This window comes from Paraburkholderia sp. BL21I4N1 (genome assembly GCF_002973525.1).
In the GTDB taxonomy this organism is placed as follows: Bacteria; Pseudomonadota; Gammaproteobacteria; order Burkholderiales; family Burkholderiaceae; genus Paraburkholderia.
Map to the genome: position 1 here is coordinate 18,629 of NZ_PVEN01000006.1, position 16,377 is coordinate 35,005.

Here is a 16,377-nt window from a genome sequence, read left to right on the forward strand (position 1 = left end):
CACCGCCCGCCTATCGCGCAAGCACCGCTTGCAGTGAAGACCGACCGCTCACTGCCGCCTGCGAGCGATTAATCCCCCGCCGGCCACGGCAACCCCAGCGCCGACCAGTCCAACTCCACGCCAATCACCGAGCGCCCGGCCGCGAACTGCACCGCCAACGTCACGGCGACACACGGCCGGCCGCTCGCCAGCGACAGATACGGATTGCTCGCCACCGCCACGCCCGGCAGCAGCACCGCGTTGCGGAAATACGGCCGATGATCCCAGCGCGCATCGCGCGGATTCGCGACCGGATGCAGCGACGCGCCCTTGCTGTTGTGCGCCGGCCCAGGCACCTCGAGCCCGACCTGCCGCCCGGAATCGTCGAGAATGAAGCAGCTGATGCAGCGTTCGAAGCGCGACAGCGCGGCAAACGCGTCGTCCATCACGACGCCCGCCAGCAGCGCGTCTGCCGCGCCCCGCAAACCCAACCGGTAAGGCTCCACTTCGGACTCGAACAACGCATGCTGATGCGCGCGGCCCTGCGCGATCACGTCGAACGCGTCGTCGATACGCCGATGCACCGATTCCGGCGGCGCGATCTCCGCCGCCGGCCGGCCGAGCAGATAGCCTTGCGCAAAATCCACGTTCGACTCCACCGCGAGAATCAGCTCCTCGGTCGTCTCCACGCCTTCGACCACCACCAGCATGCCCGCCTGGTGCAGCAGCGACACGAGCTTCGGCAGGATCGGCTGTTCGGTGCCGTGACTGGTCGCGCGAATCAGTTCGCCGTCGAGCTTGACGATGTCCGGGCGGATCCGCAGCAAACGGTCGAGATTCGACTGACCGGCGCCGAAATCGTCCACGGCGATCAGGAAGCCGTGCTCGCGATACAACGCCGCCGCGCGCGACATGTCGTCGACGCTGCCGCCATGCGATTCGAGAATTTCGAGGATCACGCGTTCAGGATCGAGCCCGACCGACCGCACGATCATCGCGAGCTGATCCGCATAACCTTCCGCGATGAAAGTCGCGGGCAGAATATTGAGGAACAGCCACGAATCGGCGGGCAGCGACTTGCGCGCATTGCCCAGATGCACCGCATGACTTGCGCGGTCGAGCGCGCCTTCGTCGCTGGAGGGCTTCGGCGCGAACAGCACCACGGGCGGCACCAGCGTGCCGTCGTCCTGTTCGCCGCGCAGCAAGGCCTCGAAACCGACCTGCTTCTGATGCGACAGGCTGTAAAGCGGCTGGAAGTGCGAGGTCAGGTAATACTCTTCCCAGCGATGCCGGCGCAGCGTGCCTTCCGCAGACAAATCGTCGCCGAGCAGTTGCAGCGCTTCGAGCGGCAGCGCGCGCTCGGCGCACACGCGATTACGCCCGGAGTGCTTGGCGCGCAACAAGGCTTCGTCGGCACGATCCAGCAGCACCATGATGCTTTCGCCGCGCCGGTGCTCCGCCACGCCGAAGCTCGCGGTCAAATGACCGTCCGGCCGCTCGATCGCGGCGATCGCGCCGCGCAGCCGCTCGGCCAGATGCAACGCGCCGGCCAGCCCGTCGCGCCGCAACACCGCGAACTCCTCGCCGCCGATCCGGCTCACGCTGTCTTCCGCCGAGGTCTCTTCCATCAGCACCTGAGCGACCTGATACAGCGCATGGTCGCCCACCGCATGACCGAAGCGGTCGTTCAGCGATTTGAAACTGTCGATGTCCAGAAAGATTGCGCTGACCCGCTCGTCGGGCGCGCGGGTATCGAGCCTGCGCTCGGCCTGCTTGACGAACGCGCGGCGGTTTTGCAGGCCGGTCAGCGGATCGGTCGCGGCGAGTTGCGCCAGTTGGCTCTCAAGGAGAAAGTGGTTGCGCCGGAAGCGGTAGAACCCGAAGTGAAACACCGCCGACGTCGGCATGCCGATCGCCGCGATCCACATCCACACCACCACGTTGACGTCGTGCGGGCGCGGTTCGCCGGACAGCAGCGCGAGGGCCGCCGCATAGAACAGCACGGTGCCGGTGAAAAAATGCGTGGGCGTAAGCCACAGCGGCGCGGCGCAGACGGGGATCACCGCCAGCGCCGGCAGCACCCACAGCAGCGGCGCCTCGACACCGGCGACGTTCAACGCCATGCCGGCCACCAGCACCTGCAGATAGACGATCCCGATCGCGCCGAACAGCCAGATGGTTCGGGCGCGCGGAATCGCCAGCACCAGCAGGGCGAGCACGAGCGCGCACGTGAGCCGGTAGGCGAGCGGCGCGGCCGGACCGCCGACCAGGTTGCGCGCCCCGACGAAGCATAAGAACGCGACCACGGTGAACGCCATGGTCACCGTGGACAGTGGACGCTGGTGTTCAAGCGATCGTCGATGGAAGCGATCGCGTAAACCGGAATCGGACAGATGTTGCGTGGAGTTCGAAAGCATATTGATGGGTATCAGGCTCGTTCCGGTCACTCTGCCCATGGTTATCGGCAAACATCTGACAAATATTTAACCTTTCCACGCAAATCGATACGAACGCCTGTTCGCTTACGGCTGCTTCAGGCCGTTTTACGGTGTTTCACCCTGCTCCCGCAACCCTCATGCGGCTTGCGCCGTGGCGGCCATCACGCGATTGCGGCCGGCCGCCTTGGCGGCGTACAGCGCGTTGTCGGCACGCACCACGGCGAAGGTCCAGTACCACAGCTCTGCGAACAGAACGGCCAAGTCGGCGTAGGCCGCCCACGGTCGCGCGGGGCGCGCGAGAAAGCGCCGGCAGTCGACGCCGGGAATCGCCGCGCGCCGCAACGAGCCGAGCACGACCATCGCCATGGCGCTCGACAAAACGGTGACCAGCCGAATACTGAGTGGATTGAGCATCGCAATGAGTGGATCGAACAGCAAGCGGCTAAAGCATCGGCAAGAATGTCTGCGTAGACCATTGTGGGCCGACACCCTGCTCTCACCGCCTGGCGTTGCGTTCAGCACGAAAAAGAAAAGCTAAAACAAGCGCGCGAACTGCCGTTAGTACAGGCTAAGCGGTCGATCTTACGACACGCGTTCAGGCGAAGGTGTTATTGCATCGTAATCAGAAAAAATTACGTCATTGCAATGCATCCGACGCAATCGATTGCGCGTATCAAAAGACAAATGGAAAGTGGCTAAAACTTAACGTCTTAAGTAGACTCCTGCGCATTGTGTCTGACAAAGTTTGACAAACCCGACAAGCCGGTAAAAACAACCTGGCCGCGCGCAAGACGCGATTCCCGAAACACGTTCTTTTGCACCGGCCGTCATCGCCCGCCTGTTACACGAGGAGGCGGAACGGCCACTTCCCGGAAAACATGGTCTCCATTCTCGATTACCTGCTGGAACGTCAGATCTCGCCACAGTGGCGCGGCATGCTAAGCGCCTTGGCGACCGAGTTCGAAGCGCAGATTGGTCGCGATGAACTACGTCAACTGATGCACCGGGTCGGCAGCCGTTTCGCGGCCGCGCATCCGCTGCCGGCTTGCGGTTCGACCGCCGAGCTCGCGCACACGTTGAACCTGGTCTGGCATGAGATGGATTGGGGCTATGTGGAACTGGCGGACGAACCCGAATCGTTGCGAATCGTTCACTACTGCTCGCCGTTGCTCGCCTTCGGCGGCACGGCCCTGACGTGGACCCCGGCGTTCCTCGAAGGCGTCTATCAGACGTGGTTGAGCGCCTTGGGCGCGCAGGGCTTGTCGGTTGCGCAGACGAGCGGCTACGGCGAGGACACCGCGATCGAGTTTCGGCTCGGGCGCCATCCGGGTTGAACGCGGCTTGCGGACAGGTCGTGAGTGGGAGTAGTAGCAGTAAATAGTCGTGACGGTTGCTTTTGTCGAGCAGCATCAGGCAGTCGAACCACGCGCCAGACCGGTGCGCGTGCAATGGCAGATTCCGCTTTCCAGCGCCGGAAGCAGGCAGGGACGTACGGCGTCGGGGTTACGCAAGTCATGAACAAGACGGTGGCACTATGAGTTCATCCAGCGACATCGAGAAGCTTTTCGATCATTTCGGCGGCGACGCCAATGCATACCAGGAAATCGGCCGCGAAAACGAAGCGCGTTCGGCGCGTACGCGCTGGCCCCTGCTGGTCACGCTGGATCTGAGTCAGCCGACCATTCCCGCGATCGGACAACGCGTGGCGCGGGCTCAGCCGCCGGTGGCCGCAACGCCGCTCGCCGCCGATCCGCAGGACACCCCACCTAAAGACGCCGCCTCGGTCACGCGTGCCAAGGCGCCGTTGTTCACGCGCTCGCATCGGCGGGACATTCCACCTGTGGCGGTGGCTGCCGCGCCGTCCAACGCACCGCGCGGCGCTTCGCGCTTCGGCGAACTCGAGTTGCCGGAGACGGTTGCGAAGATCGATGCGGTTACGCCGGTGGCACCGACTGTCGCGCGAGTCGACGCGGTGGCGGCGGAGGTCGTGCCGGCGGCACAGGCTGCTACGCCGATTGCGAGTGCCCCGGTCGCCGCCGTCCAGTATCGTGCGCCCGTCTCGCAACCCATTCCGCCGAGCCCACCCGTCGCGCCAACCTGGACGCAACCGGTAGCCGCCGCGCCCGCCGCACCCGCTTCAATCCTCGGCAAACTCTTCGCTCTGGAACCCGCCGCCACGCCGCCGCAACCGGCTGCGTCCCAAACCGCCGCCGCGCCGCTGCACTCGGTGTTCGACCGTCTGCGCGGCACGCCCGCTCAACCAGTCGCCGCCCCGGTCAGCACCACGCGCGCCGCCGCGCCCGCCCCCTCCAATTCGTGGCTGGTCAACGGCCCGCGTCGCTCATGAAAGTTATCGCGGTGGTGTCCGCCAAGGGCGGGGTCGGCAAGACCACCCTCGCCGCCAATCTCGCCTGCGTGCTGGCCGCCGGCGGCCGGCGCGTGATCGCGATCGACCTCGATCCGCAGAACGCGCTGCGTCTGCACTTCGGCGTGCCGCTCGACAGCATCGACGGTTTGTCGCGCGCCACGCTGACGGGCGACCCGTGGCAAACGGTGTTGTTCGACGGTCTGGACGGCGTGACCGTGCTGCCCTACGGCGCGGTACTCGAAGACGACCGCCGCCGCTTCGAAGCGCTCGTCGACCAGGACACGCACTGGCTGGCGCAAGCGTTGCAGAACCTGCGGCTCGATCCGTCGGACGTGGTGATTATCGACACGCCGCCGGGTTCGTCCGCGTATGTCCGCGCCGCGCTGAGCACGGCCACGTTCGCGCTGAACGTGGTGCTCGCCGACGCCGCCTCCTACGCGGCGATTCCGCTGATGGAGCGGCTGATCGATAGCTACGCCACACCGCGCGCCGAGTTCGGCGGCGTGGGCTACGTGGTCAACCAGATCGACCAGTCGCGCCAGCTCACCAAAGACGTGCTCAAGGTGCTGCGCCAGATGCTCGGCACGCGGCTCTTCCCCGGCGTGATCCATCTGGACGAAGGCGTGAGCGAGGCGCTCGCCTGCGACACCACGCTGATTCATTACGATCCACTCAGCCAGGCCGCCGCCGATTTCCGTGCCTGCGGCGCGTGGCTGATGACAGCGGTCGACGCGATCGCCGTCTCGCCGAGGAGCGTGGCATGAGCACGGCACCGTCGCAGGACATCGAGACCGCCGAACCCTCGCGGCTGGAACGCTTCGTCGACGCGCGCTTCTGGAACAGCCGCGTCGTCACCGGGCTGGTGACGCTGTTCGCGCTGACCATGCTGTACTTCGTGTTCACGGTGCCGCTTGCGTTCTACCAGCAACTGACGTTCGCGACCTGCTGCTTCGTGACCGCGCTGCTGTTCCGCCGCCTGCCCGGCCGTTACGCGACGATGGTGATGATCATGCTGTCGGTGGTCACGTCGGGCCGCTATATGTACTGGCGGCTGACCGCGACCACTTACTGGGAACATCCGCTCGACGCCGCCTGGGGTCTGCTGCTGGTGTCCGCCGAGGTCTATTCGACCGTCGTGCTGATGCTCGGCTACTTCCAGACCGCGTGGCCGCTCAAGCGCAAGCCGATGCCGCTGCCCGCCTCGCGCGACCTGTGGCCGACCGTCGACATTTTCATTCCGACCTACAACGAGCCGCTCGCGGTCGTGAAGCCGACCATCTACGCCGCGCTCGCGCTCGACTACCCGGCCGAAAAAATCTCGATCCACGTGCTCGACGACGGCCGCCGTCCCGAGTTCAAGGCGTTCTGCGAAGACGTCGGCGTCAACTGGACGATCCGCACGCACAACCGCCACGCGAAGGCCGGCAACATCAACGAAGCGCTGAAGATCACCAGCGGCGAATATCTTGCAATCTTCGACTGCGATCACATTCCGACCCGCTCGTTTCTGCAGATCGGCCTAGGTTGGTTCCTGCGCGACAAGCTGCTGTCCATGCTGCAGACGCCGCACCATTTCTTCTCCGCCGATCCGTTCGAACGCAACCTCGGCACCTTCCGCAAGGTGCCGAACGAAGGCGAACTGTTCTACGGCCTCGTACAGGACGGCAACGATCTGTGGAACGCGACCTTCTTCTGCGGTTCGTGCGCACTGCTGCGCCGGACCATGGTCGAGGAGATCGGCGGCATCGCGGTCGAAACCGTCACGGAAGACGCGCACACGGCGCTGAAACTCCACCGCCTCGGCTACACCACCGCCTACCTGGCGATTCCGCAAGCGGCGGGTCTCGCCACCGAATCGCTGTCGGGCCACATCGGCCAGCGGATTCGCTGGGCGCGCGGCATGACGCAGATTTTCCGGATCGACAATCCGCTCACCGGCAAAGGCCTCAAGATCGGTCAGCGGCTGTGCTATCTGAACGCGATGATGCACTTCTTCTACGGCATTCCGCGTCTGGTGTTCCTGACCGCGCCGCTGTCGTATCTGTTCTTCGGCGCGCACGTGATCGAAGCCGCCGCCAGCACGATCGCGATCTACGCGCTGCCGCACATGATGCACGCGAGCATCACCAATTCGCGGATGCAGCGCTCGTTCCGCCATTCGTTCTGGGCCGAGGTGTATGAGTCGGTGCTGGCCTCGTACATCACCGCGCCGACCTTGCTCGCGCTGATCAACCCGAAGCTCGGCAAGTTCAACGTGACGGCCAAGGGCGGCCAGATCGAGAAGAACTATTTCGACTGGGCGATCTCGCGGCCGTACCTGTTCCTGCTGTTGCTGAACCTGATCGGCTTCTGCGTGGGCATCGTCCATATCTATTTCAACTGGCATCTGCGCAGCGTGGTGCAGACCACCGTGCTGAACCTCGCGTGGACCACCTACAACATGCTGATTCTCGGCGCGAGCGTGGCTGCCGCGAGCGAGCGCCGGCAGATTCGCGCGGTGCACCGCGTGGCGATGCAAATGCCCGTGATGCTGAAATTCTCGACCGGCCGCACGCTCGCCTGCGAAACCATCGACTACTCGGAAGGCGGCGTGGGTGTCGCACTGCCCGCGTCGATCCAGGTGCCGATGCACGAACGCGTGACCGTGTCGCTGTTTCGCGGCGACGAAGAATACGCGTTCCCGGCAACGGTCGGTTTCACCGCGCCGGGCCGCGTCGGCCTGCGCTTCTCGCAACTCACGCGCGAGCAGGAATACGAGTTCGTGAAGACCACCTTCGCCCGCGCGGATGCATGGACCGGCTGGGCCGAAGGACGTCAGCAGGACACGCCGCTGCGCGGCCTGTCGCATGTGCTGACGGTTGGCGCGCGCGGCATCGTGGGTCTGTTCGAGCATCTTTACGCCGACCTTCGCAGCTCGATGAAAAGCCGTCCAGCGGACGTCAAGAAGCTAAAAACCAAAGACTGATCTATGCGCAACCGGATGGCGAAGGCACACAACGAACGCTCGCGCGACGAGCGCGGTGGGATGGAACCGGCAGCGCGCCGCGTCGCGGGCCCAGGCTCGCAACGGCTGATGCGCGGGCTCGCCTGCTGGCTCGCGTTGCAGACCGCATTGGCGGCGCCGCTCGTGTCGGTCGCCGAGGCGGCTGAAGCCGTTGCGGCGGCAACGAACCCCACGGCGGGCTCCGCCCCGGCACACGCGACAGCGACCACTCAAGGCGCACCCGCCGCGCCCGTCGCCACCGGCGTGGGCAGTGTGCCCGCGCCGAGCCCCGCCGTGCCGTACGACCCGAACACGCTCGCGCAAGCCGCGCTGGCAACACCGACACCGGCGCTCACCGCGGCCTCGATGAAGGCCTTGGGCGTCAGGACGCCGACCACCGCCGAACCCGGCACGCTGGTGCCGGGCGGCCGGCGTCAGACGCTGAACTTCGCCGATCTCGGCGCGCTCGATCCGCTGCAACTGCGCGGCACCGACGGCCAGAACGGCGTCGCGTTCTCGGTGCGAGGCGACGAAGTGGTGACCGGCGCGGTGCTGCACCTGGTTTATAGCTACTCGCCCGCGTTGCTGCCGAACATCTCGCAACTGAAGGTGCTGGTGAACGGCGAAGTCGCCGCGACCCTGCCGGTGCCGCACGAACAGTCCGGCATGCTGGTGGCGCGCGACGTGTCGATCGATCCGCGCTTCATCACCGAATTCAACCACCTGAACGTGCAGTTGATCGGCCATTACACGACGAGTTGCGAGGATCCGGCGAACTCGTCGCTGTGGGCGACCGTCAGCAATGCAAGCTCACTCGATCTGACCTACGCGTCGCTCGCCAGCAAGCCGGATCTGGCGGCGTTGCCGCAGCCGTTCTTCGACCGTCGAGATGTGCGCCGGCTCGAACTGCCGTTCGTGTTCCCGCAAAAACCGGGCGCCGCGACGCTCGAAGCGGGCGGCATCGTCGCCTCGTGGTTCGGCGCGCTGGCCGGTTATCGCGGCGCGGTATTTCCGGCGCAACTGGACAACGCACCGTTGTCGGGCAACGCGGTGGTATTCGCGACCTCCGACCAGCGCCCGGCCGGCATCGAGATTCCGGCGATCTCCGGTCCGACCATCGCGGTGGTGGATCGCGAGGCACCGGCGCGCGGCAAGCTGCTGCTCGTGCTCGGGCGCACTGAAGCCGAACTGAAAACCGCCGCGAAGGCGCTCGGCATCGGCCAGAACACGCTGACGGGTGCGAGCGCAACCATCACGCAGTTGAACGAACTCGGGCCGCGCGCGCCGTACGACGCGCCGAACTGGTTGCCCACGCATCGTCCGGTGCGCTTCGGCGAACTCGCCGAAGCGCGCGATCTGACCGTGTCCGGCTACGACGCCGACGCGGTGCGCGTGAATCTGCGCGTGCCGCCCGATCTGTTCATGTGGCACACCAAGGGCGCGCCGATCGATCTGCGCTACCGCTACACGGTGCGCCCGCACGTCGACCGCTCGTCGTTGAACGTAAGCGTGAACAACGGCTTCGTGCAGGCCCTGCCGATTCCGGCCGAGTCCGCCTCCGTGTTCGATCTGAGTCATTACTTCGCGCGCGTGTTGCCGGACAAAACCGCCGAGGCACGCCGCACCGTCTACATTCCGCCACTGCTGCTGACGCCGCGCGCACAGGTGCGCCTGCACTTCTACTACGACATTCCCGATACCGGCGAATGTCACGGCCGTCTGCTCGACAACGTGGTCGGCGCGATCGATCCGAATTCGACGATTGACCTGTCGTCGTTCCCGCATTACATGGCGCTACCCGATCTGGCCGCGTTCGCCAATAGCGGCTTCCCGTTCACGCGCATGGCGGACCTCTCCGAGACCGCCGCGATCCTGCCGAACGAGGCCGATTCGAGCGACTACAGCCTGTATCTGCTAACCATGGGCCGCATGGGTGCCTCGACCGGTTATCCGGTGAACGGTGTGAGCGTCGGCACCGCGGACGACGTCGACAAGTACGCGAACAAAGATCTGCTGGTTTTCGGCGCGCCGGGCAAGCAGCCGCTGCTGCAACGCTGGGCCAAGTCGATGCCGTTCTCGAGCGACGGCGATTCGCGCACCTTCCAGCTCTCCGACATCGTCTTCAAACTCGAGGACTGGTGGCACGGCGAGCGTGGTGTCGAACGCACGCCGGCGCGCGCCGACCTGACGCTGGTGAGTTCAAACGGCGACGCGCTGCTGACCGGTTTCGAGTCGCCGTTGCAGAAGAACCGCAGCGCGGTCGCGCTGGTGAGCGCGGCCGGCCAGTCGGACGCGGATCTCTCCGCGGCGCTGCTCGATGCCGACGTGCTGCCGGAAATTCAAGGCGCGATGGCCGTGATTCACGGCCGCACCGTGACCGTTACGTCGAACGGCGAAGCGTATTACGTCGGCCATCTGTCGCCGCAGGAGTATCTGCGCTGGGCGCTGTCGTCGCATCCGCTGCTGTTGATGCTGGGCGGCGTGCTCGCCGCCCTTATCATCGCGGGCCTGTTCTACCGGACGCTGCGCTCGGTCGCCGCGCGCCGCCTGAAGGACTGAGGACTGTTTATGCAGGTTCGAATCAACCGGAAGGCATGCCTCGCGTTGACGCTCGGCCTCGCCGCGTCGGCGAGTTTTGCCAATCTCGTGAAAGTGGCCCAGGTGAATCCCGCGCCCGGTGCCTGCGGTGAGTGGAGCGGCTACCGGAGCTTCGTCGAACGTTTCGTGCAGGCCGACGGCCGCGTGATCGACTATTCGACGCCGACCCAGCAAACCACCTCCGAAGGCCAGTCGTACGGTCTGTTCTTCGCGCTGGTCGCGAACGACCGCGCGACCTTCGACCGGCTGCTCGGGTGGACCCGCACCAACCTCGCGGGCAATCAGTTCGACGCGCAAAACATGCGGTTGCCGTCGTGGCAATGGGGCAAGAAGCCAGACGGCTCGTTCGGCGTGCTCGATCCGAATTCCGCCTCCGACTCCGATCTGTGGATCGCCTACGACCTGCTGCAAGCCGGCCGGCTGTGGAAAGACCCCACCTACACGCAACTCGGCCAGGCGCTGGCCACACAGATCGCGCGTCAGGAAATGACTACGTTGCCGGGCGTCGGCCCGATGCTGCTGCCTGGCCCGCAAGGCTTCAAGGTAGGCGGCCTGACGCGTCTGAATCCGAGCTATCTGCCCTTGCCGGTGCTGCGCGCGCTCGCCCATGAACAGCCGGACGGCCCGTGGGCCAAACTCGCCGAAAGCGCCTACAAGCTGATCAAGACCACCGCGCCGCAAGGCTTCGCGCCCGACTGGGCCGCGTGGCAAAACGGCCAGTTCGTGGTCGATCCGAAAAACGGCGACACCGGCAGCTACGACGCGATCCGCGTTTATCTATGGGCGGGCTTGACGTCGCCCGCCGATCCGCTCGCCAAACCCTGGCTCGCGGCGCTCGGCGGCATGCGCACGAAAGTCGCGCAAACCGGCATTCCGCCGGAGAAAGTCTCGTCGACCAGCGGCGCGGCCAGCGGCGAGGGTCCGCTCAGTTACTGGGCCGCGCTCGCGCCGTATTTCAAGGCGCTGGGCGACGAGCGCGGCCTCGGCCTCGCGCGCACCCATCTCGCCGCGCTCGACGCCAATGTGCCCGGCCGCGAGCCGGTTTACTACGATCGTGTGCTGGGGTTGTTCGGCACGGGGTTTATCGACGGCCGCTATCGCTTCGACGAAGCCGGCCGTCTCGTGCCTGGTTGGAGAAACGCATGCGATTGAGCGCCCTCGCGTTGTCATTGCGCTTTGCGCTGAGCGTCACGGCGGTCTGCTACGTGGCGACCGCCGCGCCCGACGTGCTGGCGCAGGCGTCGAAAGATCCGCTGAACGTGCTGATCGATCAGGGCAAATACTGGCAGTCGCATCAGCGTGGCGACCTCGCCGAGCAGGCCTGGCTGAAGGTGCTGCGGCTTGATCCGAAGCAACCCGACGCGCTTTTTGGCATGGGCATGGTGCTCGCCGACCGCAAGGACGGCGCCGGCGCGCAGCAATATCTGGCGCGCCTGAAAGCGGTCGCGCCGACCTACCCGAATCTGGATGAACTCGGCCGGCGTCTCGGCGAATCGAGCCTGCGCGACCAGACCGTGAACGACGCGCGGCGGCTCGCGCAAAGCGGCCAGAGCGCGAGCGCGGTGGAGCAGTATCAGCGCGCGCTGAACGGCAAACCGGCCACGCCCGAATTGCAGCTGGAGTATTACCAGGCGCTGTCGGCCACGCCGCAAGGCTGGGACCAGGCGCGCCGCGGCCTCGAACAGCTCGCGCGCGACAACCCCGACAATCCGCGCTACGCCCTCGCCTACGCGCAGCATCTGACCTATCGCGACGTCACGCGGCGCGACGGGATCGCGCGTCTGCAAAAACTCGCGGCCGACAGCACAGTCGGCGCGTCGGCGAAAAAGAGCTGGCGTCAGGCACTGTTGTGGCTCGACGCGCGGCCCTCCGATTCCGCGTTGTACGAGTCGTATCTGCAAACCGCCGGCGACGACGCCGCGGTCAAGGCGCGCTTCGATTCGATGGTGCAGCAGGACAAGGCGGCGCGCGACCGCTCGCAGGAAAACGCCGCGACGGATGCCCGCGGCCGCGTCATCGCCGACGGTTTCACCGCGCTCGACAAAGACGACGTGGCGACCGCGCGCTCGAAGTTTTCGTCGGTGCTCGCCAACAGCCCGAACGACACCGACGCGCTCGGCGGCATGGGGATCGCCGCGCTGAAGCAGGAGCGCTTCGCCGAGGCGCGCAATTATCTGGAACGCGCATCGCGCAACGGCAATCCGGCGCGCTGGAAAACCGCGCTCGACAGCGCGACCTACTGGACCTACACCAGCGACGCCATCGGCGCGCGCAGCAACGGCGAATTCGCGAAGGCGAAGTCGCTGTTCGAACGCGCGATCGCGCTGAATCCTTCCGACGTCACCGCGCAGGTACTGCTCGGCGAAATGCTGCTCGCCAACAACGACCCGGTCGGCGCGGAACAGGCGTACCGGATGGCGCTGCGCCGCCAGGCCGACAATCCCGACGCCGTGCGCGGGCTGGTCGGCGCGCTTGCCGCGCAAGGCCGTGGCGACGAGGCGCTGCAGTTCGCCAATCAGTTGAACGCCGAACAGCAAACCAAGGCCGGCGGCATCAACCGTCTGCGTGGCGAGGCGCAAGCCGCGCAGGCGCGCGCCGCCGAAGCACGCGGCGATCTCGGCAGTGCCCGCAGCCTGTTCGAAGATGCGCTGCTGAACACGCCCGACGACCCGTGGCTGCGCCTCGACCTCGCGCGCATTTACGTGCGCCAGGGTGCGGTGGCCAACGCTCGCAGCATGATGGACGGGCTGCTGGCCGCGCATCCCGACATGACCGACGCGCTGTATGCGAGCGCGTTGCTGTCGGCGGAAACGCAGGACTGGTCGGCGGGGCTCGCGCAGCTGGAACGCATTCCGGCCGCGCAACGCACCGACGCGATGACCACCTTGCAGCACCGTCTGTGGGTGCATCAACAGGCCGATCTCGCGACACGGATGGCGCGCAACGGTCAGAACCAGCAGGCGCTCGCCACGCTGCATGCGGCCGAACCGGTCGCCGGCAACAGCCCCGAACTGATCGGCGTGATCGCCGCCGGTTATCAGCAGGCGGGCGACCCGAACCGCGCGTTGGGTCTCGTGCGCAGCGCGATGAACGCGGCGCCCGGCAACACCGATCTGCTGCTGCAATACGCGGGCATTCTGTCGGCCACGCAGCAGGAAAACGAACTCGGCATGGTGATGCGCCGGCTCGCCGCGATGCAGTTGACGCCGCAGCAACGCACAGACTTCGGCAATCTGAATCTGGGCATCGTCATCAAGCAATGCGATGCGGTGCGGCAGCGCGGCGATCTGGCCAGCGCGTACGACGTGATCGCGCCGTGGCTCGCGGCCATGCCGGACAACCCCGATCTGCAAGCGGCGCTCGGCCGTCTCTATTCGAGCGCGGGCGACGACCGCAACGCGCTCGCCAGCTATCGCGTCGCCCTGCAACGCAAGCCCGACGACCTGAACCTGCTGCAGGCCACCATTCCCGCTGCGGTCGGCGCGAAGCAGTTCAGCTACGCCGAAACGCTCGCGAATCAGGCGTTGCGCGCCGCGCCCGGCGATCCGGGCGTGCTGGCCACCGTCGGCCGGATGTATCGCGCCGAAGGCAAGCTGTCGCTCGCATCGACGTACCTGCAGCGCTCGCTGGTCGCCGCCAATACGCCGCTGATGGCCAACGCGCCACGCACCCCGGCGAGCAACGTGCCGCGCGGCTGGGAAGTGGCCATGCGCCGGATCGGCGCGACGCCGCTGCCCGGCACCAATCCGTTCGAAGGCAAAACCGCTACCGTCACGCCGTCCGACGCCGACAACGCCGCGCTGGGCGGAGGCAATTACACCGCCGCGCGCGCCGCGCTTCCGTACTCGCAGTCCTCCTTGCCGACACAGACCGTGCCGAACTATCCGCCGCCCACGCAGCCCGCGCCGTATGTCGCGCCTTATTCGGTGCCCGCGCAACCTTATGCGCCGAACGGCGCGCCCGCTGCGTTGCCGTACAACGCGCCTCGTCCCGCCGTGAATTCTGGTGGCTATGGGCAGGAAACTTACGGGTCGAGCCAGTCGGGCGCGCCGTTGCAGCCTTATCCGGGGCAAGGGCAACCGCCGATGCAGGCGCCGATGCAGGCGCAACAGCAACCGTATAACCCGGGTTACCCGCAGCAGGCCCAACAGCCCTATCCGCAGCAAGCGCAATACGGCGCGCCGGACGGCTACGCCGCGACGCCATGGCCGATGTCGCCGGCCGCGCGCGAAGCGCAGGCCAACGCCGGTTCGATGCAAGCGCAACCTTATGCGCCTTATGGCGCCAACGCGAAACGGTCGACCTCGACCGCTAAAAAGCAGACTACGTCGAAGAGCAAACGCAGCACGCCGACCTATGCGCGAGCGCCCTATGGGCAACAGCAGGGTTATCCGCAGCAACCGGGCTATTACGGACAGCAGCCGTATCCGCAGCAACAACAGGGCTACGCGCAACAGCCTTATCAACCGTATCCGCCGCAACAGCAGGGGTATGGTCAGCAGCCGTATCAACCGGTGCCGCCGCAGGCTTATCCGAATCAGGGCTACTACGCGCAGCAGCAGCCCTATATTCCGCAGCCGCCGAGCGGTTACGCGCAGCCGTATTACCCGCAACAACCCGGCGCAAATGGCAATGGCGGCAACGGCGCGAATTACGCGCCGTCGAACGTGGCCAACACGCAAACGCTCGGCGTCGCGGAAGAACTGGCGCAGGTCAATCGCGAACAATCGAGCAGCGTGACGGGCGGGATCGTGTTCCGCAACCGCACCGGCGAGGACGGCCTGTCCACCCTCACCGATATCGAAGCGCCGGTTCAGGGGCGCATCAAGGCGGGCAACGGCCACATCGTCATCACGGCCACGCCGGTGACGCTCGATGCGGGCACCGCCGCGGGCACCACGTCGACGCTGGCACGCTTCGGCGCCGGGCTGTCCAACCCGAAGTCCGCGATCGCGGCGGTGGCCGGCAACAACACCTACGGCAGCCAGACCGCGAGCGGCGTGGGTCTGTCGCTCGGTTACGAAGGCCGCAGCATCAGCGCCGATATCGGCGTGACGCCGCTCGGCTTCCCCGAGAAAAACATCGTGGGCGGCGCGCAGTACAACGGCGCGATCACCGACAAGGTGACCTACTCGCTCGCCGTCGCGCGCCGTGCAGTGACCGACAGCCTGCTCTCCTATGCCGGCGCGCGCGATTCGGGCTCCGGCCTCGAATGGGGCGGCGTCACGTCGAATGGCGGCCTGGGCAGCCTCGCGTGGGACGACGGCACCAGCGGCCTGTACGTGAACGCTTCGTATCAGCACTACATGGGCTACCACGTCGCGAGCAACAACGCGTACAAGGGCGGCGGCGGCGTTTATACGCGTCTGCTGAAAGACGCCGACCAGACGCTGACGGTCGGCGTGAACACCACGCTGATGACGTACAACAACAACCTGTCGTACTTCACGTATGGTCAGGGCGGCTATTTCAGTCCGCAGCAGTACATGATCCTGAATCTTCCGATCGAGTGGATGGGCCGCAACGGCGCGTTCACTTACGACGTGAAAGGCTCGATCGGTGTGCAGCACTATCGGCAGGACGCGTCGAATTACTTCCCGCTTAACGACGGCTCGAATCGTCAGGCCAACGCGGCAGGACAGGCCAATTCCCTCGGCGGCGGACTGGATGGCAACGCGGTGTATCCCGGCCAGAGCAAGACCGGCGTGTCGTATTCGCTTAGCGCTGTCGGCGAATATCAACTCGCGCCGCAACTGGCGTTCGGCGCGACGGCGTCGCTCGGCAATGCGTATGAGTATCGCGAATGGCTCGCGGCGGTTTATGTGCGCTATAGCTTCAGCAAGCAGACGGGCTTGCAGCCGTTCCCGCCGACGCCGCTCAGTTCGCCTTATCTGTCGCTGTCGAACTGATGCCGTAGTTTGAGGTTTTTGTTGGCGGCGGCGACAGCGGGGTTTTTCGGGCCGCTGTCGCTGTCGCTACCGCGCTTGCTGGCGCTCGGGATGTCCCCCGGG

Annotated in this window: 9 protein-coding genes; 7 read left to right on the forward strand and 2 right to left on the reverse strand. The window is 66.0% G+C overall.

All coding sequences use genetic code 11. From position 1 onward, the window contains the following. Positions 1–68 precede the first annotated feature (68 nt). Together B0G83_RS16970 and B0G83_RS16975 are read right to left on the reverse strand one after the other, a co-directional pair. Positions 69–2,396, reverse strand: coding sequence for a bifunctional diguanylate cyclase/phosphodiesterase (locus B0G83_RS16970; RefSeq protein WP_105508553.1), 2,328 nt, complete (start codon positions 2,394–2,396; stop codon positions 69–71). 156 nt (positions 2,397–2,552) lie between these two features. Continuing rightward, the gene (locus B0G83_RS16975; protein ID WP_181156919.1) at positions 2,553–2,831 is read right to left on the reverse strand and encodes a hypothetical protein; all 279 of its coding nucleotides are present in this window, start codon (positions 2,829–2,831) and stop codon (positions 2,553–2,555) included. 464 nt (positions 2,832–3,295) lie between these two features. Here B0G83_RS16975 and bcsD point away from each other — a divergent pair, with 464 nt between their 5' ends. The 7 genes from bcsD (at position 3,296) to B0G83_RS17010 (ending at position 16,275) form a co-directional block, all read left to right on the forward strand. Further along, complete coding sequence (gene bcsD, locus B0G83_RS16980; RefSeq protein WP_105508554.1) at positions 3,296–3,751, forward strand: cellulose biosynthesis protein BcsD; 456 nt, start codon at positions 3,296–3,298, stop codon at positions 3,749–3,751. A gap of 200 nt (positions 3,752–3,951) precedes the next feature. Continuing rightward, positions 3,952–4,764 carry a cellulose biosynthesis protein BcsP gene (gene bcsP, locus B0G83_RS16985; RefSeq protein ID WP_105508555.1) on the forward strand — a complete coding sequence of 271 codons (813 nt, stop codon included), beginning with the start codon at positions 3,952–3,954 and terminating at the stop codon, positions 4,762–4,764. After that, entirely contained in the window at positions 4,761–5,549 is a 789-nt protein-coding gene (gene bcsQ, locus B0G83_RS16990; protein ID WP_105508556.1) for a cellulose biosynthesis protein BcsQ, read from the forward strand. The genes bcsP and bcsQ overlap by 4 nt, the downstream gene beginning before the upstream one ends. Further along, positions 5,546–7,750, forward strand: coding sequence for a UDP-forming cellulose synthase catalytic subunit (gene bcsA / locus B0G83_RS16995; protein WP_105508557.1), 2,205 nt, complete (start codon positions 5,546–5,548; stop codon positions 7,748–7,750). The genes bcsQ and bcsA overlap by 4 nt, the downstream gene beginning before the upstream one ends. A 3-nt stretch (positions 7,751–7,753) precedes the next feature. Continuing rightward, complete coding sequence (gene bcsB, locus B0G83_RS17000; RefSeq protein ID WP_105508558.1) at positions 7,754–10,327, forward strand: cellulose biosynthesis cyclic di-GMP-binding regulatory protein BcsB; 2,574 nt, start codon at positions 7,754–7,756, stop codon at positions 10,325–10,327. Positions 10,328–10,336: 9 nt separating this feature from the next. After that, positions 10,337–11,518 carry a cellulose synthase complex periplasmic endoglucanase BcsZ gene (gene bcsZ / locus B0G83_RS17005; RefSeq protein WP_105508559.1) on the forward strand — a complete coding sequence of 394 codons (1,182 nt, stop codon included), beginning with the start codon at positions 10,337–10,339 and terminating at the stop codon, positions 11,516–11,518. Next, positions 11,509–16,275 carry a cellulose synthase subunit BcsC-related outer membrane protein gene (locus B0G83_RS17010; protein WP_105508916.1) on the forward strand — a complete coding sequence of 1,589 codons (4,767 nt, stop codon included), beginning with the start codon at positions 11,509–11,511 and terminating at the stop codon, positions 16,273–16,275. Before bcsZ ends, B0G83_RS17010 begins: the two co-directional genes overlap by 10 nt. The last annotated feature ends 102 nt before the right edge of the window (positions 16,276–16,377 follow it).

Excerpts from the sequence above, each read along its gene's own strand:
- B0G83_RS16970 (WP_105508553.1), bottom strand. The coding sequence starts at position 2,396 with ATGCTTTCGAACTCCACGCAACATCTGTCCGATTCCGGTTTACGCGAT.
- bcsQ (WP_105508556.1), top strand. The coding sequence starts at position 4,761 with ATGAAAGTTATCGCGGTGGTGTCCGCCAAGGGCGGGGTCGGCAAGACC.
- bcsZ (WP_105508559.1), top strand. The coding sequence starts at position 10,337 with ATGCAGGTTCGAATCAACCGGAAGGCATGCCTCGCGTTGACGCTCGGC.
- bcsP (WP_105508555.1), top strand. The coding sequence starts at position 3,952 with ATGAGTTCATCCAGCGACATCGAGAAGCTTTTCGATCATTTCGGCGGC.
- bcsB (WP_105508558.1), top strand. The coding sequence starts at position 7,754 with ATGCGCAACCGGATGGCGAAGGCACACAACGAACGCTCGCGCGACGAG.
- bcsA (WP_105508557.1), top strand. The coding sequence starts at position 5,546 with ATGAGCACGGCACCGTCGCAGGACATCGAGACCGCCGAACCCTCGCGG.
- B0G83_RS16975 (WP_181156919.1), bottom strand. The coding sequence starts at position 2,831 with ATGCTCAATCCACTCAGTATTCGGCTGGTCACCGTTTTGTCGAGCGCC.
- B0G83_RS17010 (WP_105508916.1), top strand. The coding sequence starts at position 11,509 with ATGCGATTGAGCGCCCTCGCGTTGTCATTGCGCTTTGCGCTGAGCGTC.
- bcsD (WP_105508554.1), top strand. The coding sequence starts at position 3,296 with ATGGTCTCCATTCTCGATTACCTGCTGGAACGTCAGATCTCGCCACAG.